At 36.8% G+C, this 24,198-nt stretch carries 19 protein-coding genes and 2 rRNA genes (1 of these 21 only partly in view); 19 read left to right on the top strand and 2 right to left on the bottom strand.

What is annotated here, in order from left to right; translation table 11 throughout:
- Positions 1-41: 41 nt before the first annotated feature.
- The 5 genes from QM017_RS06940 to QM017_RS06920 all read left to right on the top strand — a co-directional run bounded on the left by QM017_RS06940 (position 42) and on the right by QM017_RS06920 (position 3,858).
- Positions 42-1,526: a DEAD/DEAH box helicase gene (locus QM017_RS06940; protein ID WP_282709243.1), complete on the top strand. Its 1,485-nt coding sequence runs from the start codon at positions 42-44 to the stop codon at positions 1,524-1,526.
- Positions 1,527-1,641: 115 nt separating this feature from the next.
- Positions 1,642-2,016 carry a holo-ACP synthase gene (gene acpS / locus QM017_RS06935; protein WP_282709241.1) on the top strand — a complete coding sequence of 125 codons (375 nt, stop codon included), beginning with the start codon at positions 1,642-1,644 and terminating at the stop codon, positions 2,014-2,016.
- 4 nt (positions 2,017-2,020) lie between these two features.
- Positions 2,021-3,139 (top strand): alanine racemase, encoded by a 1,119-nt coding sequence (gene alr, locus QM017_RS06930; RefSeq protein WP_282709240.1) that lies wholly within the window; start codon positions 2,021-2,023, stop codon positions 3,137-3,139.
- Positions 3,140-3,219: 80 nt separating this feature from the next.
- The gene (locus tag QM017_RS06925; RefSeq protein ID WP_282709238.1) at positions 3,220-3,459 is read left to right on the top strand and encodes a hypothetical protein; all 240 of its coding nucleotides are present in this window, start codon (positions 3,220-3,222) and stop codon (positions 3,457-3,459) included.
- 27 nt (positions 3,460-3,486) lie between these two features.
- Positions 3,487-3,858, top strand: a complete 372-nt coding sequence (locus tag QM017_RS06920) for a type II toxin-antitoxin system PemK/MazF family toxin (protein WP_282709237.1) — start codon at positions 3,487-3,489, stop codon at positions 3,856-3,858.
- Positions 3,859-4,151: 293 nt separating this feature from the next.
- Here the strand turns inward: QM017_RS06920 and cbpA are convergent, their stop codons facing one another.
- Together cbpA and QM017_RS06910 are read right to left on the bottom strand one after the other, a co-directional pair.
- Positions 4,152-4,787, bottom strand: coding sequence for a cyclic di-AMP binding protein CbpA (cbpA, locus tag QM017_RS06915; protein WP_282709236.1), 636 nt, complete (start codon positions 4,785-4,787; stop codon positions 4,152-4,154).
- Positions 4,788-4,905: 118 nt separating this feature from the next.
- Positions 4,906-5,868: an L-lactate dehydrogenase gene (locus QM017_RS06910; protein WP_282709235.1), complete on the bottom strand. Its 963-nt coding sequence runs from the start codon at positions 5,866-5,868 to the stop codon at positions 4,906-4,908.
- A 272-nt stretch (positions 5,869-6,140) separates the two neighbouring features.
- On the opposite strand from QM017_RS06910, the gene pth reads away from it, so the two are divergent.
- The 14 genes from pth to QM017_RS06840 all read left to right on the top strand — a co-directional run.
- Positions 6,141-6,704, top strand: a complete 564-nt coding sequence (gene pth, locus QM017_RS06905) for an aminoacyl-tRNA hydrolase (protein WP_282709234.1) — start codon at positions 6,141-6,143, stop codon at positions 6,702-6,704.
- Positions 6,705-6,845: 141 nt separating this feature from the next.
- Positions 6,846-10,388, top strand: coding sequence for a transcription-repair coupling factor (gene mfd, locus QM017_RS06900; RefSeq protein WP_282709233.1), 3,543 nt, complete (start codon positions 6,846-6,848; stop codon positions 10,386-10,388).
- Positions 10,378-11,946, top strand: coding sequence for a polysaccharide biosynthesis protein (locus tag QM017_RS06895; RefSeq protein WP_282709232.1), 1,569 nt, complete (start codon positions 10,378-10,380; stop codon positions 11,944-11,946). Before mfd ends, QM017_RS06895 begins: the two co-directional genes overlap by 11 nt.
- Positions 11,947-11,956: 10 nt before the next feature.
- On the top strand, positions 11,957-12,226 hold the full coding sequence (locus QM017_RS06890; protein ID WP_282709231.1) for an RNA-binding S4 domain-containing protein: 270 nt from the start codon (positions 11,957-11,959) through the stop codon (positions 12,224-12,226).
- A gap of 19 nt (positions 12,227-12,245) precedes the next feature.
- Entirely contained in the window at positions 12,246-12,653 is a 408-nt protein-coding gene (locus QM017_RS06885) for a septum formation initiator family protein (protein ID WP_282709230.1), read from the top strand.
- 91 nt (positions 12,654-12,744) lie between these two features.
- Complete coding sequence (locus QM017_RS06880) at positions 12,745-13,206, top strand: S1 domain-containing RNA-binding protein (protein WP_282709229.1); 462 nt, start codon at positions 12,745-12,747, stop codon at positions 13,204-13,206.
- Between the two features lie 72 nt (positions 13,207-13,278).
- The gene (tilS, locus tag QM017_RS06875; protein WP_282709228.1) at positions 13,279-14,628 is read left to right on the top strand and encodes a tRNA lysidine(34) synthetase TilS; all 1,350 of its coding nucleotides are present in this window, start codon (positions 13,279-13,281) and stop codon (positions 14,626-14,628) included.
- A 3-nt stretch (positions 14,629-14,631) separates the two neighbouring features.
- Positions 14,632-15,171 (top strand): hypoxanthine phosphoribosyltransferase, encoded by a 540-nt coding sequence (hpt, locus tag QM017_RS06870; RefSeq protein WP_282709227.1) that lies wholly within the window; start codon positions 14,632-14,634, stop codon positions 15,169-15,171.
- 131 nt (positions 15,172-15,302) lie between these two features.
- A complete protein-coding gene (ftsH, locus tag QM017_RS06865) occupies positions 15,303-17,396 on the top strand; it encodes an ATP-dependent zinc metalloprotease FtsH (RefSeq protein ID WP_282709226.1) in 2,094 nt (697 codons plus the stop codon).
- Between the two features lie 86 nt (positions 17,397-17,482).
- The gene (hslO, locus tag QM017_RS06860) at positions 17,483-18,367 is read left to right on the top strand and encodes an Hsp33 family molecular chaperone HslO (protein WP_282709225.1); all 885 of its coding nucleotides are present in this window, start codon (positions 17,483-17,485) and stop codon (positions 18,365-18,367) included.
- A gap of 66 nt (positions 18,368-18,433) precedes the next feature.
- The gene (gene dusB / locus QM017_RS06855; RefSeq protein WP_282709224.1) at positions 18,434-19,417 is read left to right on the top strand and encodes a tRNA dihydrouridine synthase DusB; all 984 of its coding nucleotides are present in this window, start codon (positions 18,434-18,436) and stop codon (positions 19,415-19,417) included.
- A gap of 96 nt (positions 19,418-19,513) precedes the next feature.
- Positions 19,514-21,001, top strand: a complete 1,488-nt coding sequence (gene lysS / locus QM017_RS06850) for a lysine--tRNA ligase (RefSeq protein WP_282709223.1) — start codon at positions 19,514-19,516, stop codon at positions 20,999-21,001.
- Between the two features lie 392 nt (positions 21,002-21,393).
- Positions 21,394-22,955, top strand: a 16S ribosomal RNA gene (locus QM017_RS06845).
- Positions 22,956-23,159: 204 nt separating this feature from the next.
- Positions 23,160-24,198, top strand: a 23S ribosomal RNA gene (locus QM017_RS06840) (it continues 1,877 nt past the right edge of the window).
- The 16S and 23S rRNA genes sit together here, the layout of an rRNA operon.

Raw genomic sequence — 24,198 nt, 5'->3', positions numbered from 1 at the left:
AAATCAATTTGAGACATAAATGCAGTGCAGGAGGAAAGAATTTGAAATTTAATGAATTAGGTCTGCAAGAAGATCTATTAAAGGCGATTAAACGTAGTGGCTTTGAGGAGGCAACTCCAATTCAAGCGGCAACAATCCCTTTGGTATTAGCAGGCAAAGATGTAATCGGTCAAGCACAAACTGGGACCGGAAAGACAGCGGCCTTTGGGTTGCCAGTTTTAAATCATGTTGATCCAAAGATTGCTACGATTCAAGCTGTGATTGTGTCGCCTACACGAGAATTGGCGATTCAAACACAAGAAGAATTATATCGCTTAGGAAAAGATAAGCGTGCCAAGGTGCAAGTAGTTTACGGTGGGGCTGATATTCGTAGACAAATCCAAAACTTAAAGCATGCGCCACAAATTTTGGTAGGGACACCAGGACGTTTATTAGATCATATTAAACGTAAGACAATTGATTTAAAACATGTACAAACAATGATTTTAGACGAAGCCGATGAAATGCTTGATATGGGATTTTTGGAAGACGTTGAAGCAATTATGCAAGCAGTGCCAACCAAACGCCAAACCTTACTTTTTTCAGCGACAATGCCTAAACAAATTTTAAGCATCGGTGAAAGATTTATGACTGAGCCAGAAATTGTTAAGATTAAGGCTAAGGAATTAACAACTGATTTGGTCGATCAGTTCTTTGTACGAGCACGTGAAAATGAAAAATTTGATATCATGACACGTTTGTTAGATGTACAAGCACCTGAATTGACGATTGTTTTTGGTAGAACAAAGCGGCGTGTCGATGAACTTTCGAAAGGTTTAGAAGCACGCGGCTATAATGCAGCTGGTATTCATGGTGATTTGACCCAACAACGCCGTATGAGTATTTTAAATAAATTTAAATCAGGTGGATTGGATATTTTAGTTGCAACCGATGTCGCTGCTAGAGGCTTGGATATTTCTGGCGTGACGCATGTCTACAACTATGATATTCCGCAAGATCCTGAAAGCTATGTGCATCGTATTGGGAGAACTGGACGTGCTGGAAAGCATGGCATTTCTGTGACGTTTGTAACACCAAATGAGATGGATTATTTGCGGGTAATCGAACAATTAACCAAAAAACGAATGGATCCATTAAAGCCACCAAGTCAAAGAGAAGCGTTTATCGGACAATTGTCGACAGCTTTGGATAATATTAAAGATTTAGTAGAAAAAACAGATACTGAAAAATATGCTAAGCAAGCTGAAGAATTGTTGGAACAATATAGTGCTCTAGATTTAACGGCGGCTTTGTTAAATTCATTGACTAAAGATGATGCTAGTCAAGTTCCAGTAAATATTACACCAGAACGACCATTGCCTCGTCGTCGTAAAAATACACGTTTCGGTGGTAAGACGCAAAGTAGTAAATATCGTAGAAACGGTGATTTTAAGCGTAATGAGCGTAAATATAAGGGAAAAGACGAGCAAAATAAACGTCGTCGTCATTCTTCTAAGCGCAATTTTACCATTAGAACTAAAGATTAATAATGCAATTAAACTAAGTAAGTTATTAATTTACTTAGTTTTTTTAGCTTTAAACGTGCGTAATCGTGTAGTTTTTGATAAAATCAATTAAGAAAAGCAAATAAGGAGAAAAATTATGATTCATGGGATAGGAATTGATATTGCAGAGATTTCAAGAGTTTGGCAGGCGCAAGAAAGAAACGCAAGGTTTGCACAAAGAGTATTAACTGTAAATGAGTTAGCGGTTTTTACAAAGTTAACCCCCAAGCGACAAGCTGAGTATTTGACTGGGCGTTTTGCAGTAAAAGAGGCATACAGTAAAGCCTTAGGAAGCGGAATCGGTAAGCAAGTTGGATTTTTGGACTTAGAATTGTTAAATAAAAAAAATGGAGCGCCATACTTTGCCAAGTATCCTCAAAGTGAGACGTTAAAGGCCCATGTTTCATTATCTCACAGTACAGATTTAGTGATTGCTGAAGTTATTTTAGAAAAAAATGAAGAGAAGATGTGAGCACATGATTATTGGAAAACATCGTAATACACAAGCTATAATTGATTTAGATGCGATTAAAGTAAATATTCAAAATGAAATCAAGCAATTAAAACAAGCTCAAAGCTTATTTGCAGTAGTTAAAGCAGATGCCTATGGTCATGGTTTATTACCAGTGGCTGAAGCGGCAAAAAAAGCAGGAGCTAAAGGCTTTTGCGTGGCCGTAATAGATGAAGCCTTAGCATTGAGACAAGCTGGCTTTGATGATGAAATTTTGGTGTTGGGAGTAAATCCTGCGAGCACAGCAGTTCTTATGGCGCAAAATAAGATTACTTGTACAGTCGGTGATTATGATTTTTTGATCAAGGCTCAATTACTTTTAAAAGAAGCAAAACAAAAATTATTGGTGCATATTGCTTTGGATACCGGAATGGGACGAATAGGTTTTAAAACTAAAGCAGAACTAAAACAAGTCCTAATGTTTATGCAAAATTATCCACAGCAATTTGAATTTGACGGTATTTTTACACATTTTGCCTCAGCAGATTCTGAAGATGAAACTTATTATTTACAACAGCTAACTAAGTTTAACGAGTTATTAAGTGTAATAACTAAAAAGCCTCGGTATATTCATGTGGCAAATTCTGCAGCATCTTTATGGCATCGCAAATGTGGTGGAAACATGATTCGGTTTGGAATTGCAATGTATGGTTTGAATCCTAATTCAAAAATTAATACACCATTTGAGTTAAAACCGGCTTTGAGTCTCGTTAGTGAGCTAGCAGCTGTTAAAAAAGTTACTAAAGGTGAAGCAATTGGTTATGGTAGTACGTATCGTGCTAAAGAAGATGAGTGGATTGGGACTGTGCCAATCGGTTATGCAGATGGTTGGTTACGTCGAATGCAAGGGTTTAAAGTACTTGTTGATGGACACTATTGTGAAATTGTTGGACGTGTTTGTATGGATCAAATGATGATTAGATTGCCTAAGCGATATGATTTAGAAACGCGCGTAACATTAATCGGAGAAGATCATGGAAACGAAGTGACAGCACAAGATGTTGCCGATTATGCACAAACGATTCATTATGAAATTACATGTGGTTTAGCTCCACGTGTTACTAGATTATATAAATCTAAATAATAATAGCGAAAAAAGATTGACATATATATGCGTTTTCATGTTATCATTAGTATAACTAAAGCTATAAGGGGTAATTTACCATGGCAGAAAATCAAGATTTATTATCCGCTTTAAGGGAACAAGACTTAACTGTTTATTGTGACTTTTATGGAGTAGACATTAATTTGTTGCGAGATGATACGTCTGCGGTAAAATGTATCCTGGAAAAAGAAAAGTGGCTGGATTCCTTGATTAGGGGGTATTGCGATATGAGTCGTTTAAATCAAGAGATATGCAGCGAGTTTTCAGGTTGTGATTGCGAAGATTTATGTTTCGAATAAATATAGGAGGGAGATCTTCTGGAAAATATGGCAGCAGAAGATGTTAAGAGAGGCGATATTTATTACGCCGATTTGTCGCCTGTTGTAGGTTCAGAACAAGGTGGGATGCGTCCTGTCTTGGTTATCCAAAACAACATTGGAAATCGATTCAGTCCGACTGTTATAGTAGCTGCAATTACTTCTAAGATTGCAAAACCTAAGATGCCAACACATGTAGGTGTATTAGGTTCTAAAAGAGGTTTAGAAAAAGACTCAGTTATTTTGTTAGAACAGTTACGGACAATTGATAAGCAAAGATTACGGACCAAAATTACACGTGTTGATAATGATGTGATGGCAAAGGTCGATAACGCACTCAAAGTTAGTGTTGGGTTAGCAAGCTTACATAACAATCAATAGATCAGCAAAAGAAATAATTTCTTTTTGCACAAAAGGGCTAGACATAAGTCTCTAAAAAAGAGTCGTACACTGACAATTTTAGTTGATGTACGACTCTTTTTGTGGCTCTTTATCAAATCTGACTGATAAAGTAGTCGCCAAAGATTAGAATTATTAACTGTGATTTTTGAACTCTCTTTACTGGCTTTTTATTTTACCCAAATTATGTAAAAATTTTCTAGGGTAATCGATATTTTTTAGATAAAAAATAGACTGCTAGAAATTCTAGCAGTCCTAAAAATTATAGAGTTTTTTTATGCTTGCAAGTCTTCAATTTCGGCAACTTTAAAGTTACGTCGTTCAAGATTTGCAACGATACGTTCGAGTTTTTCATGAGTGACATTTGCTGGTAATGTGAACATTGTACGACGAACTAGTTCACCAGCTTGTACATCAAGCGTGATACAACTTGCAATTGATGTATATTTAGAAAAGATCTTAGCCATTTCAGCTAATTCACCACGTTCGCCAGAAGAAATGACTGTTAAGACATAGCTACCAACATTAACATTCCAAGATTGGGAAAGCATTTCAAGCAAACGATTGTGTGTTAAAATACCATAAAAATTATTATTTTCATCTAAAACTGAAATATATGGTAAATCTTTAATTGAAAAGAAAACATTAAAGAAAGCAGAGTCAAGTGAAATAAACTTAGTTGCATTCTTTAATAAATGAGTAACAGGTAAATTCATATCACCACCACGAGATTTGTGACGATAGATATGCATTTTATAGATGTTTCCACGGAATAATTTACCAGTTTTGTCTAGAATAGGAACACAACGATATCCAGATTTTTCTAAGACTCCTAAGGCTTCTTCTAATGTAGCGTCTTCACGGACGGTTGTTAATTGTTTTTTAGGCTTAATCAAGCTTTTAAGAAGCATAATTTTCCCCCACTTTCATTGAAATTTGTTCTACAATAATGATAACACATTAAAGAATGATTTGGGAAAAATTAAAAAAAAACCTCCAAATTTTTTATTTGGAGGTTAAAACTAGTTTTTAGTTTTCAAAGTTCTTTAAAGCATCATCAAGAACTTCTTTAAGAGTCTTAGCTGAGTTGGCCATCATATCATGTTCTTTTTCGTTCAATGGAACTTCAATAACTTGCTTGATACCGTCAGCATTAACAACAGCAGGTGTACCAATGTAAACATCGTTTAAGCCGTATTGACCATCCAAGTATGCAGAAACTGGTAAAACAGTATCTTCGTCACGTAAGATAGCCTTGGAAATACGTGCAAGAGCAGCTGCAACACCATAGAATGTAGCACCTTTCTTATTGATGATTTCGTAAGCTTTGTTACGAACTTCATCTTCCATCTTTTCAAGTGTTTCAGTAGAAACATTGTTGTCTTCTGCCCATTTCAAGAATGGTAAAGAACCGATTGTTGCAGATGAGAAAGCAGCAAATTCAGAATCACCATGTTCACCCATGATGTATGCATGCATAGAACGAGGATCCTTGATACCTGTTAAGTCAGCCATTGCAACACGCAAACGAGCTGTATCTAGGGAAGTACCAGAACCTAAGACACGTTCTTTAGGAAAACCAGAGAATTTCCATGTAGCATAAGTCAAGATATCAACTGGGTTAGCAGCAACTAAGAAAATACCTTTAAAACCAGATTCAACAACTGGTTTAACGATAGAAGATAAGATACGCAAGTTCTTGTTAACAAGATCTAAACGAGTTTCACCTGGTTTTTGTGGAGCACCAGCAGTAATAACAACTAAGTCGGCATCTTTGCAGTCTGAATATTCAGCAGCATAGATTTTCTTTGGATATGCGTAACCTGTTGCATCGATTAAGTCTAAAGCATCACCTTGTGTACGTTCTTTGGCAACGTCAACGATACCAAATTCTTCGGCAATCCCTTGTAATGTCATGGCGTATGCATAGCTAGAACCTACTGCACCATCGCCAACTAAAATAACTTTTTGATGATTTTGTGTTTTTGACACAGTACTTCATCCTTTCATAAATAGCTTAATTTAGTACTGACTTAATTATAACACGTTTTTTGATAATTTGTGAGATGATTTCAAAATTAAATAATTTTTTCAGTAATTTTAAAAATATGCTATACTGTTTTATGCCAGTTAAACCCTGGAAAAGCTGGATATGATAAGGTTTTTGATTTTTAGAAGATAAATTTATTTTGAAAAGTAAGAGAAAAATTTCACAAAAAAGAATTCGCTTACAGAAAATATTTTGTTTTTGAGGTGTTAAAAAGATGAAAATGATTGTTGGACTTGGAAATATTGGAGCTAAGTATGCTAAGACTAGACATAATGTTGGTTTCATGGTAGTTGATAGTTTAGCTAGTGAATGGAATGTAAATTTTGATAAGGAAAAATTTTATGCTAATTACACACAAGTCTTAATCCAAGGTCAAAAAGTATTATTGGTTAAACCGACAACATATATGAATGAATCTGGCAAAGCGCTTCGTGCCTTGATGGATTACTATGATGTAAAATTAGAAGATATCTTAGTGGTTTATGATGATATGGATATGCCAACAGGCAAGTTGCGCTTGCGTCAAAAAGGATCTGCCGGCGGGCATAATGGTATCAAGAGTATCATTGCACATTTAAAAACACAGGAATTTAAGCGAATTAAAGTTGGAATTGATCATCCTAAACAAATGAAAGTGGTTGATTGGGTGTTGTCTGATTTTACAGTACAAGAAAAAACCAAACTTGATGTAGGAATTAAAAATGCGCAAGATGCTATTTTAGATTGGCTTAAAAACGATAATTTTATGCAAACCATGAATCGTTTTAACAAAAAATAGTCTAAAATTAGAAGTTCACTAAAAAAAGTATTATAATAGAAATGAATTATAAGATAAAAAGACCGCTGTTGTTTCAACGGTCTTTTTGGCTATTGAAGTGTATAAAGAAAGGTAGCTAGTGTTAATCTAGTTAGAACAAAAATGAAATTAAGTGATTTTTTATATAAAATTGATGGCTTTGCTACTTGGTTAAATCAGTTAAGCATTGCCAAAAGGCATTTATTAACAGGAGTTAGTAATTCTGCAAAAACTTTAGTCCTTAGTGAGATTTTTAATACACAGCATAAAAATTTACTAGTTATATGCGATGATTTGTATCATGCCCAAAAGTTAGCGGATGATTTAGAAAATATTTTGGGTACAGATGAAGTTTATCTTTATCCTGTAGAAGAAATGTTAGCTTCAGAGCTTGCGACAAGTTCTCCTGAGTTTAGGAGTCAACGGGTATTGGCATTGGATGCTTTGTGCCAAGACAAACCTAAGATTGTTGTGACTTCGGTTGCAGGGCAAAAACGTTATTTACCTACACCACAATTTTGGCAAGATCATCAGTTACATTTAAAAATAGACGAAGAAATTGATTTGACAAAAGTAAGCCAAATGCTTGTGCAAATGGGATATCAACGTCAAAAAATTGTTGAACGTCCAGGAGATTTTGCTCTTAGAGGGGCTATTTTAGACGTTTTTGGTTTAAATTTAACAGCACCAGTCAGAATAGAGTTGTTTGATACGCAAATTGATTCTATGCGCTTTTTTGATTCAACAGATCAACGCAGTATTGAAAACATTACCCAAATTGATATTTTACCAGCAAGTGATTTTATTGTTGAAGCAAGTCAATGCCAAAAAGCAGCTAAACAAATTGCTCAAAATGCTCGAAAATATGAACAAGAATTATCTGCAGAAAAACGCCAAAGCTTTAAAAATAATATGGAACAATTAATCGAACAAGTTTCAAAAAATGAATTAGAGCCTAAACATTTGTTGTTTGCTAATGAATTTTTTGGAGATGTAACTTTGTTTGATTATTTAGGTAAAGATGGCATTGTTATTTATGATGATTATAGTCGTTTGTTAGAGCAAGAAGATAAGTTAAATCAATTACATCAAGAATGGTTAACTTATAAGATTGAAGAACAAGAAATTTATCCAGCACTTGATTTAGGCAAAGACCTACGAAGTTTCGAAAAAAAACTTAAACAACCTAAGATTTTCATGTCAACTTTGCAAAAAGGTTTGGGACGTATGAGTTTTGCGCAAAAAATTGATTTAAAAACTAGACCGATGAATCAATTTTTTGGTCAATTACCATTATTAAAAACAGAAGCAACACGATGGCAGGTTCAAAAACAAACGGTTGTTATTTTATTGTCTGACGAACAAAAGTTAAACAAATTTGAGCAGACTTTGCTTGATTTTGAAATTAAAAATCAAATAGTTAAGCCAGATGAACTGCAAATTGAAATGCTACAGTTAACAAATGCAAGTTTAGCGAGTGGCTTTGAATTAGTTGGTGCCCATTTAATTGTTTTGACAGAAAATGAATTATTTAATAAAGTAACACGTAAACAAACACGTAAAACGACTTTAAGCAATGCTGAGCGTCTCAAAAGTTATACAGATTTAAAACCAGGCGATTATGTTGTACATGTTAACCATGGGATAGGGATGTTTACGGGAATGAAGACCTTAGAAGTTGAAGGTAGACATCAAGATTATTTAACCGTTGTTTATCAAAATGAAGCACAACTATTTATTCCTGTCAGTCAGCTTGATCGTGTCCAAAAGTATGTTTCTTCTGAATCAAAAGTTCCTAAGATTAATAAGTTAGGAACAAATGATTGGAATAAAACAAAACAAAAAGTTGCTAAAAAAATTGAAGATATAGCAGATGATTTGGTAGAACTTTATGCTAAACGAGAAGCTGAAAAAGGTTTTGCGTTTTCTCCTGATAATTCATATCAACGAGAATTTGAAGATGCTTTTGCTTATTCAGAAACACCTGATCAATTACGAAGTGCACAAGAAATCAAAAAAGATATGCAAAAAGCACGCCCGATGGATCGGCTATTAGTCGGTGATGTTGGCTATGGGAAAACAGAGGTTGCATTACGCGCCGCCTTTAAAGCAATTCAAGATGGTAAGCAAGTTGCCTTTTTAGTTCCTACGACGGTTTTGGCTCAACAACACTATGAAACGATTATCAATCGTTTTGAAGGTTTTCCAGTAAGTGTTGGAATTTTATCACGATTTACTAGTCTTAAACAATCTAAAGAAACGCTGGCGGATTTGAAAAATGGAATGTGTGATATAGTTGTAGGCACTCATCGTTTATTATCTAAAGACGTTAAATTTTCTGATTTAGGTTTATTGATTATTGATGAAGAACAACGTTTTGGTGTTAAGCATAAAGAAAGACTAAAAGAATTGAAGGCTTGTGTTGATGTGTTGACTTTAACGGCAACACCGATTCCGCGAACATTGAATATGTCAATGTTAGGCGTACGTGATTTATCTGTAATTGAAACGCCACCGTTAAACCGTTATCCGGTACAAACTTATGTTTTGGAACAAAATTATGGTGTAATCAGTGATGCAATTGAGCGCGAATTAGCTCGCGGGGGTCAAGTTTTTTATTTGCATAATCGTGTAGAGGATATCGAAAAGGTAACAGCCCACTTAGGACAGTTGATTCCAGATGCTCGGATTGCATATATTCATGGAAAGATGTCAGAAGCACAACTCGAGCGAATCTTGTATGATTTTATCGAACGTGAATATGATGTCTTGGTAACGACAACGATCATTGAAACTGGTGTGGATATTCCAAATGTCAATACGTTAATTGTTGAAAATGCTGATTATATGGGACTTTCACAGTTATATCAGTTGCGCGGACGAGTTGGACGCTCGAATAGAATCGCATATGCATATTTCATGTATCAGCCTGATAAGGTTTTAACTGAAGTCAGTGAAAAAAGACTAGAAGCAATCAAAGATTTTACAGAATTAGGCTCAGGCTTTAAGATTGCTATGCGTGATTTGTCGATTAGAGGTGCTGGAAACATTTTAGGTAAGCAGCAACATGGCTTTATCGATTCTGTGGGATATGATTTATATACACAAATGTTAAGCCAAGCAGTTGCACGTAAACGAGGCAAGGAATTACCAAGTAAAACAGATGCTGAATTAGCTTTACCAATTGAAGCATATTTGCCAGCAAACTATATTGAAGACGCACGCCAAAAAATTGATATTTATAAACGAATTCGACAATTTGAAAATAAAGATCAATATTATGAAGTTCAAGCAGATTTACTTGACCGTTTTGGAGAATATCCTAAAGAAGTCGCGATGTTATTAGAATTAGGTTTGTTAAAATTACATGCTGATTTAGCTTTAATTGAAAGTATTAAGCAAAATGATCGACAAGTTGTAATAACATTATCTAAGCAAGCTACAGAAATGTTGACTGCTAAACATTTGTTAGAAGCAACTGCAAAAGTTCAGTTTGCAGCTACTTTAGGTATGAAAAAAGATCAAATGCAAATTAAATTAACACTTCAACCTAAGATGACATTAGAACAAAGCCTGGAACAATTACAAGTTTTAGTAGAGTTTTTAGCTCAACAAGTAACTCAGATTGCACAACAAAGAAAGGCTGAAAAAACAGATGAAAAATAAGCAAATCAAAACGGTGATGAAAGGAGCCTTGATTTTATCTTTAGCTTCTTTTATTGCCAAAATTTTGAGCGCCTTTTATCGTATTCCGTTTGAAAATTTAGTAGGAAATACTGGATTTTATGTTTATCAACAAGTTTATCCATTGTATGGGATTGCGATGACATTTGCTTTGAGTGGCTTTCCTGTTTATATCTCTAAGTTAATTGCACAAACTGCTAAAGAGCAACAAATAGCCTTGGCTAAAAGGTTATGGATTATTTTAGCGATAATAGCAATAAGTATTTTTGTTTTTTTGAATTTAGGTGCTAATTTTTTAGCAAAAAAAATGGGAGACGAGCATCTAAGTGTATTGATTACAAGTGTATCTTGGATGATTTTATTAATGCCTTTTTTAGCCGTTGGTCGTGGATATTATCAAGGAACGTTTGACATGGTTCCTACTGCGATTTCACAAATTAGCGAACAGTTGATTAGGGTTTTTATCATCATATTAGCAGCAATTTTAGCTGTTAAGTATTCTTGGTCATATTATCAAATGGGTGCTTTGGCGATGTTTGGGTCCACGGCTGGAGCAATCGTAGCAACTCTTAGCTTTAGGAAGTTTTATTTGAATCAATTCACTAAAAAAACAACTACAACCAATTTGCCAAGTTATCAAAAATTAACTAAGGGCTTGCTAAGTGAAGGCTTGATTATTTGTTTATTTGCATCGATGATGGTTTTACTTCAATTGGTTGATTCATTTACTGTCAAAAATAGTTTAGAAGCTAGTGGGATTGGAGCTAATTTTGCTAAAGAGCTCAAAGGAACTTATGATAGAGCACAACCATTAGTTCAATTAGGAATGGTTGTTGCAATTAGCTTTTCTTCCACATTATTACCGGCATTAAGTCGCGCAATTCAAGCTAAGAACGTTTTAGAATTTAAACGCACAGCTGGTTTGATTGTTAAATTAAGTACCACATTGGCTTGTGCTGCTTGTGCCGGACTAATCGCATTGATGCCTCAAATCAATACGTTATTATTTGGAGATGATAGCTTAAGTGCAACTATCAGCGTTTATGTTTTAAGTGTCTTGCTTATGGGATTAATCAGTACTTATACATCAATTTTGCAAAGTGTAGAACAATTCAAAAGTACACTTGTAGGCTTGATGATGGCAGTTTTAATTAAGATGTTGCTAAATGGCTGGTTAATTGAAAAATTTGGTATAATGGGAGCAAGCTTAGCGACGATTTTTGGCTTATTGGCTACATTATTGATTGTTTTAAGTTCTTTGCCAGGAAATTTGCGGGGCTTTTTAACACCTAAATTTTGTGTTCGTCTAGGAGCAAGTGTTTTAGCGATGTTAATAGGAGTTTTAGCAATCCGGCAGTTGTGTTTGAGTGTGTTAAGTGATGAGCGCCTTGACGCATTAATAATTAGTTTGATTACAATTAGTTTTGGAGCAGGGCTCTTTTTGGTGGCAACCTTTAAATTTAAAGTGTTTACGTTACGTGAATGGGTGGCAATTCCGGGTGGCAAAAAGTTTTTGCGATTATTTAATAAAATGAGGTAAGATAAAAAAGATGAGATTAGACAAATATTTAAAAGTTTCTCGTATAATAAAGAGAAGAACAGTAGCTAAAGAAATTTCTGATCAGGGTCGAATTACGATCAATGGTAAAGTTGCTAAATCTTCTAGTGATGTCAAAGTTGGTGATGAATTATTGATTAATTTTGGTAATAAAGATTTGACTGTTAAGATTTTGGCGATTAAAGAAACAACTAAAAAACAAGAAGCCGCAGAAATGTTTGAAGTGCTTAAAGAAGAGTACAAAGAAGATTTTCGATTATAAGTGAAGGGAGTAGCGGCCTGTGAAAAATAGTCAGCAAGGGAAAACGAAAATTTTAAATAATGAATATTTTCAAAAAAAGACTATGCAACAACAAGCACATCGAAAGTTTCTCAAAGGAAAAAAACGCTATAATTTATTAAAAAAAGTGGTTGTTGTCTTGATGACATTGGCTGTGGTGTTAACGGTTCATAGCGTGATTAAAATGCAATTGCAAATCAATGAAATCAATCAGCAAAAGCAAGTAGTCGAGAAAAATTTACAAAGCTCAAAAAAACAAGCGCGTGAGTTAAATAGGCAAATTGAACAATTAAAAGATAAAGATTATTTACAAAAATATATTAGAGAAAAGTACTATTATGCTAAAGATAATGAGCAACTTTATAATTTGCCACAAGAAGCACAGACTAAACTATTTGATGAAAAATAGTTAAAAATTTCTTTAATAAGCGTATACCTATCTAGGTTTTTACGTGTTATACTAATGGTGTATACAATTTTTAGGAGGATAAATTTTTTTTATGTCATTTGAAGTAGGAACTAAGGTTGTCGGAAAAGTTTCTGGAATTACTGATTTTGGTGCATTTGTCGATTTAGGGGATAAAAAAACCGGATTGGTTCATATCAGTGAAGTTTCAGATGGTTTCATTAAAGACATCAATGAGGTTTTAAACGTTGGTGATGAAGTGACCGTCAGAGTTTTATCGATTGGTGGTGACGGCAAAATTGCGTTGTCAATTAGAAAAGCTAGTGATAAGCCTAAGCGTGAAAACAAGCAGTTTGAACGTAAAGGACAAAGTGGCCAAAATGTATCTGCAATGCCGGGTAAAGCACGTTTGACGACAGCTAAAAAACCAGAGGTAAAGAAAAAAGATTTTGACTCCTTGTTGGCCGGTTTCTTAAAAGAAAGCGATGAACGTCTAACTTCTTTGAAACGAAATACAGAAGGCAAACGTGGCGGACGTGGTGGACGCCGTAGTTAATAAATGAATAACAAACAAAGCAAGGGGTTTGATTGGCCGCTTGCTTTTTATTTGAGTTAGGTAGGTGAAATAGTGAAGTTAGAGCAATTGTTTTTACAAAATTTTCAAGCTAACGATTTAGCATGCCAAAAAATTTTGGTTGCTGTTTCAACGGGATTAGACTCGATGGTGTTATTAAATTTATTACAAAATTTACCAATGATGGTGCGGCCGCAAATTACAGTTGCTTATGTGGACCATCAATTGCGTAAACAAAGCGCTAAAGAGACGATATTTATTAAAGAATATTGTCAAAAAAATAACTTAAGCCTTGTTTGTAAAAGTTGGCCTAAAAAAGAACATCCAGTAAGCGGAATTGAGGAATGTGCTAGACAGATGCGGTATGCTTTTTTTGCAGAAGTCATGGAAAATCAAGGATTCGATGCACTTTTAACGGCGCATCATGCAGACGATCAAGCAGAGACGTGGTTAATGAAATTAATTAGAGGTGGGCGACTAGAACAGTTGGAAGCTATAAAAGCTAATCGAGCTTTTGCCAATAAACGCTTAGTGCGACTATTGTTACCTTTTTCTAAGCAACAATTGCTAGAGTACGCTAAGCAAAAAGGGCTTAGGTGGTTTGAAGATGAAACCAATCAAGATCAATGTTATTTACGTAATCGTATGCGCCAGCAAGTTGTGCCACTTTTAAAAAAAGAAAATCCTGCTTTTTTGAAACATATTAATGAATATTGTGAACAATTAAATGATTTATTAGCTATAAAACAGCAACTTTATCGGCAACTACAAAACGATTTACAAATAAAAGAAGGGTACTGTTTAACATCTTGGTTAAAATTAAGTCAATTACAACAAAAATTGTTCATAGAAGAACTAATCATGCAAACTACAAAAAGTCTAACAACAGGACAAAGCCAAGCAGTTTTAAGTTTGCTATCAAATCAATCAAAACCGCAAGGCCAAGTTAATCTGACAACACACTACATGTTAGTTAAAAGCTATGATTATTTTACAATCAAAGAAAATTTGGTAAAGACTAAAGCGAAGTTTGTAGCAAAGGAATTGGTTCTTGGAGAGTGGATAAGATTAAATCAATTTGAAAGTATTGGATTATTTGAAAAAGATAAGCAACCTAAAGGAAATGATTATTTGAACATTACGACAACTGCTAAGCGATTATTCGTAAGACATCGATTGGCTGGGGATCGACTCTTGATGAAAAATGGTCATCAAAAAATTAAAAAAATTTTTATCGATCATAAACTAACTAATGAGCAAAGGCAAGATGCTTGGCTTGTCAGTGATGAGCAACAAAAAATTTATTGGGTTATTGGGCTAAAAAAATCAGATTTGTCACAAACGCCAAGAGATGCTAAAATGCAATACGTAATAGTATATACAGACAAGAGAAAAGAGGACTAATTCATGAATAATGACATTAAAGAAGTATTATATAGTCAAGAAGAAATTCAAGCAGTGACTAAAAAACTTGGAGAACAACTTACAAAAGATTATCAAGATAAAAAACCTTTAGTAGTTTGCATCTTAAAGGGTGCAGTCCTTTTTATGACAGATATTGTTCGTCAAATGGATACTTATTGTGAAATGGACTTTATGTCTGTTTCTAGTTATGGTAATGAAACAGTATCATCTGGCGATGTTAAGATTCTTAAAGATTTAGATAAAAGCGTTGAAGGTCGTCATATTTTAATTGTTGAAGATATTGTTGATACTGGTAGAACTTTAGAATGTGTAATTGATTTATTCAAGCATCGTAAAGCTGCTTCAGTTAAGGTTTGTACATTGTTAGATAAACCAGAAAGACGTGAAAAGGCGGTTCAAGCAGATTATATAGGCTTTACAGTACCTAATGAATTTGTGGTCGGTTACGGGTTGGATTATCAAGGATTTTATCGTAATCTACCATATGTTGGAATTTTAAAGCCTGAAGTTTACACAGTGTAAACTAAAAATTTAATGATTTACTAAGCGTAAGAATAATTAATAGTCAATAATGGTCAATTATGATATGATTATTATCAAATAGTCTAGGAATTAATTCTTAGGACCTATACAAAATTTTAAGGAGGAAATCTATGAATAACAAGAAAAATGGACTGATGAAAAATAGTCTGTTTTATATTGTGATTTTCCTTGGAATAATGGGAATGTTGTATTATTTCTTTGGAAGTAATACAAGTAGTCAAACTCAAAGTATCCAATCTAGTCAATTTATTACTGAGTTACGTAATAATAATGTCAAAGACTTCACGATGCAACCTTCGGGTAGTACTTATAAAATTACGGGGAGTTACCGTAAGGCTAAAAAGGTAAAAAATTCAGCAACTAATTTCCCAGGCTTGGCAGCTGCAAGTCAAGAAAAATACACAATGTTTACGACTAATGTCTTAACTAATGACGCAACAGTCAAACAAATTTTAAGCTTAGCTCAAAAAAATGATATTCAAAACAGTGCCAAAGAAGAGGAATCAAGTGGTGTATGGATTCAAATGCTGCTTTACTTCTTGCCAGTTGTAATTTTGTTCTTCTTCTTTTATTCGATGATTGGTCAAGCAGGACAAGGCGGTGGTGGCGGAAACGTCATGAAGTTTGGTAAGTCTAAGGCTAAACCAATTGATAAGAAGAACAACAAAGTACGTTTTTCTGATGTGGCTGGTGCTGAAGAAGAAAAACAAGAGTTAGTTGAAGTGGTTGAATTTTTACGTGATCCACGTAAATTCTTATCATTAGGCGCTAGAATTCCATCTGGTGTCTTGTTAGAAGGACCTCCTGGGACAGGTAAAACCTTGCTAGCCAAGGCTGTTGCAGGTGAAGCCGGTGTACCATTCTTTTCAATTTCTGGTTCAGATTTTGTGGAAATGTTCGTCGGTGTCGGTGCTAGTCGTGTACGTGATTTATTTGAAAATGCTAAGAAAAGCGCTCCAGCGATTATCTTTATTGATGAAATTGATGCTGTTGGTCGTCAACGTGGAAACGGTATGGGTGGCGGTCATGACGAACGTGAACAAACTTTAAACCAACTTTTGGTTGAAATGGATGGTTTTGAAGGTGATGAAAGTGTTATTGTGATGGCAGCAACTAACCGTTCAGATGTTTTAGATCCAGCTTTACTTCGTCCGGGACGTTTTGACCGAAAGATTTTAGTAGGTCGCCCAGACGTTAAGGGACGTGAAGCTATTTTGAAAGTTCACGCTAAAAACAAACCATTGGCAAGTGATGTTGACTTAAAGATGGTAGCTAAACAAACACCTGGTTTTGTTGGGGCAGACTTAGAAAACTTACTTAATGAAGCTGCCTTACTAGCTGCTAGACGCGATAAAAAAGAAATCGATGCATCTGATATTGATGAAGCCGAAGATCGTGTTATCGCTGGCCCAGCTAAACGCGATCGTGTTATCAGCAAGAAGGAACGTGAAACAGTTGCTTATCATGAAGCCGGACATACGATTATTGGTTTAGTCTTAAATGAAGCACGAGTTGTTCATAAAGTTACAATCGTACCACGTGGACGTGCAGGCGGTTATGCGATTATGTTGCCAAAAGAAGATCAAATGTTACTCTCCAAAAAAGACATGCAAGATCAAATTGCTGGTTTGATGGGGGGACGTGCAGCTGAAGAAATTATCTTTGGACAAAAATCTTCAGGGGCATCAAATGACTTCCAACAAGCAACTCAAATGGCGCGTGCAATGGTTACTCAATATGGAATGAGTGATAAGTTAGGCCCTGTTCAATATGAAGGTCAAAGCGCAATGTTTGCCGGTGATATGCTACCAGGTCAAGCACCATATTCAGCTCAAACGGCTAACTTAATCGATGAAGAAGTTAAACGTTTGGCAGAAGAAGGTATGCAAACGGCTAGAGAAATCATCGAACAGCATCGTGAACAACATAAGATTATTGCAGAAGCATTGTTGAAGTATGAAACACTTGATGAAAAACAAATCTTGAGCCTCTTTAATACTGGTAAGATGCCTGCGAAGAGTGAAGATGAGTTTCCAAGTGAAAAAGCGGCAAGCTTTGAAGAAGTAAAAGAAGCTTTAGAAAGAAAAGAAGCGGCACGTCAACAAGTTCAAGAAAGCAAGCAAGAAGATAGTGAACAAACTACTGATTTGCAAGCAACCGTGACTTTCTATCCAAAGTCTCACACCAAAAAAGACGATGAGTAATGATAAAAGCGGGAAAATGAGTGCTACGAGTGCTCGTTTTACCTGCTTTTGTTTTATTAAAATGATTGAAAAAGGAAGTAATGAAAATGAGTGATTATTTAATAAAGACTTTGGCCTATAATGGTCAATTACGAGCATATGCAGTAGATGCAACCAAGGTAGTTCAAACTGCACAAACATCCCATGATACTTGGAGTGCAGCTTCAGCAGCATTGGGACGCAGTTTAGTGGCAACCTTATTATTGGGTGCAGCATCTTTGAAGGGTGACGAAAAGATGACTGTCAAAATTAATGGGGATGGACCTTTAGGTGGAATTGTAGTCGATGGCAATGCTCATGGAACAGTTAAAGGCTATGTACAACAGCCTCATGTTCATTTGCCTTTAAATGAAAAACATAAGATTGATGTTAAAGGTGCAGTTGGAAGTCAAGGCTTTTTAGCTGTTACTAAGGATTTAGGCTTAAAGGAACCATTTACTGGTCAAGTTCCTTTGGTTTCAGGTGAGTTAGGCGAAGATTTTACTTACTACCTGGCAAAGTCAGAACAAATTCCTTCTGCTGTAGGCTTGTCTGTGTTTGTTAATGAAGATAATACAATTCAAACAGCTGGTGGTTTTATGATTCAAGTTATGCCTGGTGCAACTGATGAAACTTTGGATCGCTTAGAGCAAAGCTTAAAAGAATTGCCACTTGTGTCTGAAATGATGCGCCAAGATATGACACCAGAAGATATTTTATTTGCCATTTTAGGGGAAGAAAATGTTGAAATTTTAGAAAAGATGCCGGTCAGTTATCATTGTGATTGCTCTAAAGAAAGATTTGGTGAGGTGTTGGCGAGTCTACCAAAAACAGATATTGAAGATATGATTGCTAAAGATCAAGGTTGTGAAGCAGTTTGTCATTTTTGTGGTAAAAAATACTTCTTCAATGAACAAGAATTAAGACAAATTGAGCAAGAAGCAAATTCTTAGTGTTTGTTTTTGAAATATATGGTATTATGCAAAAGTATGATTTAACGTTTGAATGAGGTGAAAAAAATGGAATGGAAAATCGGAGAAGTGACGATTCCTAATCAGGTCGTAGTTGCACCGATGGCTGGTGTTACAAATGTCGCCTTTCGAACGATTTGCAAAGAATTCGGGGCAGGCTTAGTTGTATGTGAAATGATTTCTGATAAAGGAATCCATTTTAGAAATGAAAAAACTTTAGGTATGCTATTTGTTGATCCTAAAGAACATCCGGTCAGTGTTCAAATATTTGGTGGTAGTGAAGAAACGTTAGTAGAAGCAGCTTGTTTTGTGGCTGAAAATACTAGTACAGATATTGTTGACATTAATATGGGATGCCCAGTTCCTAAAGTGACTAAAACAGACGCTGGTTCGCGTTGGTTATTAGATCCAGATAAGGTTTACCATATGGTTAAAGCAGTAACAAGTGCCATTGATAAACCTGTAACCGTTAAAATGAGAACTGGCTGGGATGAAGAACATATTTTAGCCGTTGAAAATGCCTTAGCTGCGCAAGAAGGCGGCGCTAAAGCCTTAGCGATGCATGGACGAACACGCAAGCAACTTTATACAGGACATGCCGATTGGGGAATTTTAAAAGATGTAGCGGATGCTTTAAGTGAAATTCCTTTTATTGGCAATGGCGATGTTAAGACACCACAAGATGCCAAAAAGATGCTAGATGAAGTTGGGGCAGATGCGGTCATGATTGGACGTGCTGCTTTAGGCAATCCATGGATTGTTAAACAAACTACACATTATTTAGAAACGGGAGAATTGATTGCAGAACCCGATCCAATTGAAAAAATTAATGTGGCTAAACAACATTTGCATCGTTTAGTCGTGGCAAAAGGTGAAAAAATGGCACCAAAAGAATTCCGTTCGCAAGCTGCCTACTATCTCAAAGGAATTCCGCGGTCTGCTAGAACTAAGGCCGCTTTGAATTCTGCAATGACAGAAGCAGAAATGGTTAAGATTTTTGATGATTTCTTGGCTGAACTGAAGGCCAAATAAAGATAACGTTTTAAAATTTTAGACGTTATTAACTGAATGAATAGTTGTGGTATAATAACAACAGTATGAACAAATTTTGGAAAGTGAGGATTTTAAATGTCTAACCAACCATCAATGAATGATCAACTACGTGTCAGACGTGAAAAAATGCAAGAATTACGCGAAGCTGGCATTGATCCATTCGGGCAACGTTTTGAACGCGATTCAATGAATCAAGAATTACATGAAAAATATGGTCAAGTAGCTAAAGAAGACTTAAACGATAAAGGAATCATGGCAACAATTGCAGGGCGAATGGTTGCTAAGCGTGGTAAAGGTAAAGTTGGTTTTGCTGATTTATTAGATAAAACAGGGCGGATGCAACTTTATATTCGTAAAGATGAAGTCGGCGAGGATATGTATTATATCTTCAAGCGTAGCGATTTAGGAGATTTTTTAGGGGTAACAGGTCAAGTTATCAAGACTGACATGGGTGAATTAACCTTAAAAGTTACTAAATTAACATTCTTATCTAAGGCATTGCGTCCTTTACCAGATAAATATCACGGTTTACAAGATGTTGAACAAATTTATCGTCAACGTTATTTGGATTTGATTACAAATCAAGAAAGTTATCAACGTTTTGTTAATCGCAGTAAAATTATCTCAGCTGTACGTCATTATTTAGACACACATGGATTTTTAGAAGTTGAAACACCGGTATTGCATACTCAAGCTGGTGGAGCGTCTGCGCGTCCATTTATTACTCATCATAATGCTTTAGACATTGAATTGTATTTACGAATTGCGCTTGAATTGCATTTGAAACGTTTAATTGTCGGTGGTATGGAACGTGTTTATGAAATTGGTCGTGTTTTCCGTAATGAAGGAATTGATACCAAACATAATCCTGAATTCACGATGTTAGAAACTTATGCTGCTTATTTTGATTTTAAAGATGTTATGGATCAAACTGAAGGTATCTTTAAAGCTGCAGCAGCAGTTGTGTCTGATAATGGCAAGGTGGTTTATCAAGGTCAAGAAGTGGATTTTAACAAACCATTTAAACGTGTGCATATGGTTGATTTAGTTAAAGAAGTGACAGGTGTTGATTTTTGGCAAGAAATGACTTTAGAACAAGCTCAAAAATTAGCAGATGAACATAATGTTCATTATGAAAGCTACTGGAAAGTTGGTCACATTATCAATGAGTTCTTTGAACAATTCTGTGAAGATACTATTATTGATCCAACTTTTGTTTATGGACATCCTGTAGAAATTTCACCATTAGCTAAGAAAAATGCTCAAGATCCACGCTTTACAGATCGCTTTGAGATGTTTATTTTAGGTAATGAATATGCTAACGCCTTTACAGAATTAAATGATCCAATTGATCAACGTGAACGTTTTGAAGCACAAGTTGAAGAACGCCAAGCCGGAAATGATGAAGCTGAAGGTATTGATGAAGATTACATTGAAGCAATGGAATATGGTATGCCTCCAACTGGTGGATTAGGTATCGGTATTGACCGTTTAGTAATGTTGATGACTGATGCGCCATCGATTCGTGATGTGCTCTTATTCCCAACAATGCGTGTTAAATAAACAAAAAATCCTAGTAATAGAAATTAAATTTCCTATTGCTAGGATTTTTTTAATTGATTAAATAAAAAAGCTTGTCAAAAACTGAGAAGCAGTGTATACTAATAAAGTTGTCAATTACAGATTGTTCAATAAAAAAGTTATTGACAGTTAGCTTTGATAATGGTAAAATATAAAAGTTGTCATTTATGAGTGACTTAAAAATAAAATAAAAAAGTTGTTGACAAGAAAGTTGCTTCTTGATACAATATAAAAGTTGTTAAATACAACTTGAGTAGATCTTTGAAAACTGAACAAAGTTTAGACAAACCAAATGTGTAGGGTGCTTGCAATAAGCAAGTCAAATAACATTTGCGAAGTCAATTCGCTAGTAAAAATTAATGAGTCACAAACTTTAAATTGAGAGTTTGATCCTGGCTCAGGACGAACGCTGGCGGCGTGCCTAATACATGCAAGTCGAACGAACAGATTTGACACCGATGCTTGCATCACCGTTAAAACTGTGAGTGGCGAACGGGTGAGTAACACGTGGGTAACCTGCCTAAAAGAGGGGGATAACACTTGGAAACAGGTGCTAATACCGCATAACCATGATGACCGCATGGTCATTATGTAAAAGATGGTTTCGGCTATCGCTTTTAGATGGGCCCGCGGCGTATTAACTTGTTGGTGGGGTAACGGCCTACCAAGGTGATGATACGTAGCCGAACTGAGAGGTTGATCGGCCACATTGGGACTGAGACACGGCCCAAACTCCTACGGGAGGCAGCAGTAGGGAATCTTCCACAATGGACGCAAGTCTGATGGAGCAACGCCGCGTGTGTGAAGAAGGTCTTCGGATCGTAAAACACTGTTGTTAGAGAAGAATACAAGTGAGAGTAACTGTTCACTTGCTGACGGTATCTAACCAGAAAGCCACGGCTAACTACGTGCCAGCAGCCGCGGTAATACGTAGGTGGCAAGCGTTGTCCGGATTTATTGGGCGTAAAGGGAACGCAGGCGGTTTTTTAAGTCTGATGTGAAAGCCTTCGGCTTAACCGGAGTAGTGCATTGGAAACTGGAAGACTTGAGTGCAGAAGAGGAGAGTGGAACTCCATGTGTAGCGGTGAAATGCGTAGATATATGGAAGAACACCAGTGGCGAAAGCGGCTCTCTGGTCTGTAACTGACGCTGAGGTTCGAAAGCGTGGGTAGCAAACAGGATTAGATACCCTGGTAGTCCACGCCGTAAACGATGAATGCTAGGTGTTGGAGGGTTTCCGCCCTTCAGTGCCGCAGCTAACGCAATAAGCATTCCGCCTGGGGAGTACGGCCGCAAGGTTGAAACTCAAAGGAATTGACGGGGGCCCGCACAAGCGGTGGAGCATGTGGTTTAATTCGAAGCAACGCGAAGAACCTTACCAGGTCTTGACATCCTTTGATCACCTAAGAGATTAGGCTTTCCCTTCGGGGACAAAGTGACAGGTGGTGCATGGCTGTCGTCAGCTCGTGTCGTGAGATGTTGGGTTAAGTCCCGCAACGAGCGCAACCCTTGTTGTCAGTTGCCAGCATTAAGTTGGGCACTCTGGCGAGACTGCCGGTGACAAACCGGAGGAAGGTGGGGACGACGTCAAGTCATCATGCCCCTTATGACCTGGGCTACACACGTGCTACAATGGACGGTACAACGAGCAGCGAGACCGCGAGGTTAAGCAAATCTCTTAAAGCCGTTCTCAGTTCGGATTGTAGGCTGCAACTCGCCTACATGAAGTCGGAATCGCTAGTAATCGCGAATCAGCATGTCGCGGTGAATACGTTCCCGGGCCTTGTACACACCGCCCGTCACACCATGAGAGTTTGTAACACCCAAAGTCGGTGGGGTAACCGCAAGGAGCCAGCCGCCTAAGGTGGGACAGATGATTGGGGTGAAGTCGTAACAAGGTAGCCGTAGGAGAACCTGCGGCTGGATCACCTCCTTTCTAAGGATATTACGGAAACCTACACGGTTATCTAAACTTTGTTTAGTTTTGAGAGGTTTACTCTCAAAGCAATTTGTTCTTTGAAAACTAGATATCAAACATTTCTTTTATTAAACCGAGAAACACCGCGTTTTAAAGAGTTAAAGAGAGAATTAAGTTCTTAATCGCAAAACTCATAACCCGTTTATTAAAGATAAACGATGAGGTTAAGTTATTAAGGGCGCATGGTGGATGCCTTGGCACTAGGAGCCGATGAAGGACGTGACTAACTGCGATATGCTTCGGGGAGCTGTAAGTAAGCTATGATCCGGAGATTTCCGAATGGGGGAACCCAACAGTTTTAACCGACTGTTATCGCTAATTGAATCCATAGATTAGTTGAAGGTAGACGCGGGGAACTGAAACATCTAAGTACCCGCAGGAAGAGAAAGAAACATCGATTCCCTAAGTAGCGGCGAGCGAAAGGGGAACAGCCCAAACCAAAAAGCTTGCTTTTTGGGGTTGTAGGACTGGACATTTGAGTTACCAAGAAATGACGTAGTTGAATGATTTGGGAAGATCAGCCAAAGAAGGTGATAGCCCTGTAAGCGAAACGTCGTTTCCTCAGTCCAGGATCCTGAGTACGGCGGAACACGTGAAACTCCGTCGGAATCCGGGAGGACCATCTCCCAAGGCTAAATACTCCCTAGTGACCGATAGTGAACCAGTACCGTGAGGGAAAGGTGAAAAGCACCCCGGGAGGGGAGTGAAATAGTTCCTGAAACCATGTGCCTACAAGTAGTTAGAGCCCGTTAATGGGTGATAGCGTGCCTTTTGTAGAATGAACCGGCGAGTTACGTTAGCGTGCGAGGTTAAGGCGCAAAGGCCGGAGCCGTAGCGAAAGCGAGTCTGAATAGGGCAAATGAGTACGTTGACGTAGACCCGAAACCAGGTGACCTACCCATGTCCAGGTTGAAGGTGCGGTAAAACGCACTGGAGGACCGAACCCGTGTATGTTGAAAAATGCTGGGATGAGGTGTGGGTAGAGGTGAAATTCCAAACGAACTTGGAGATAGCTGGTTCTCTCCGAAATAGCTTTAGGGCTAGCCTCGGAATTGAGAATCGTGGAGGTAGAGCACTGTTTGGACTAGGGGCCCATCTAGGGTTACTGAATTCAGATAAACTCCGAATGCCACAGATTTATGTCCGGGAGTCAGACTGCGAGTGATAAGATCCGTAGTCGAAAGGGAAACAGCCCAGACCA

The sequence above is a fragment of the Ligilactobacillus sp. Marseille-Q7487 genome, assembly GCF_949152225.1.
Lineage (GTDB): Bacteria > Bacillota > Bacilli > Lactobacillales > Lactobacillaceae > Ligilactobacillus.
This window is presented reverse-complemented; position numbering and strand designations above follow the sequence as displayed.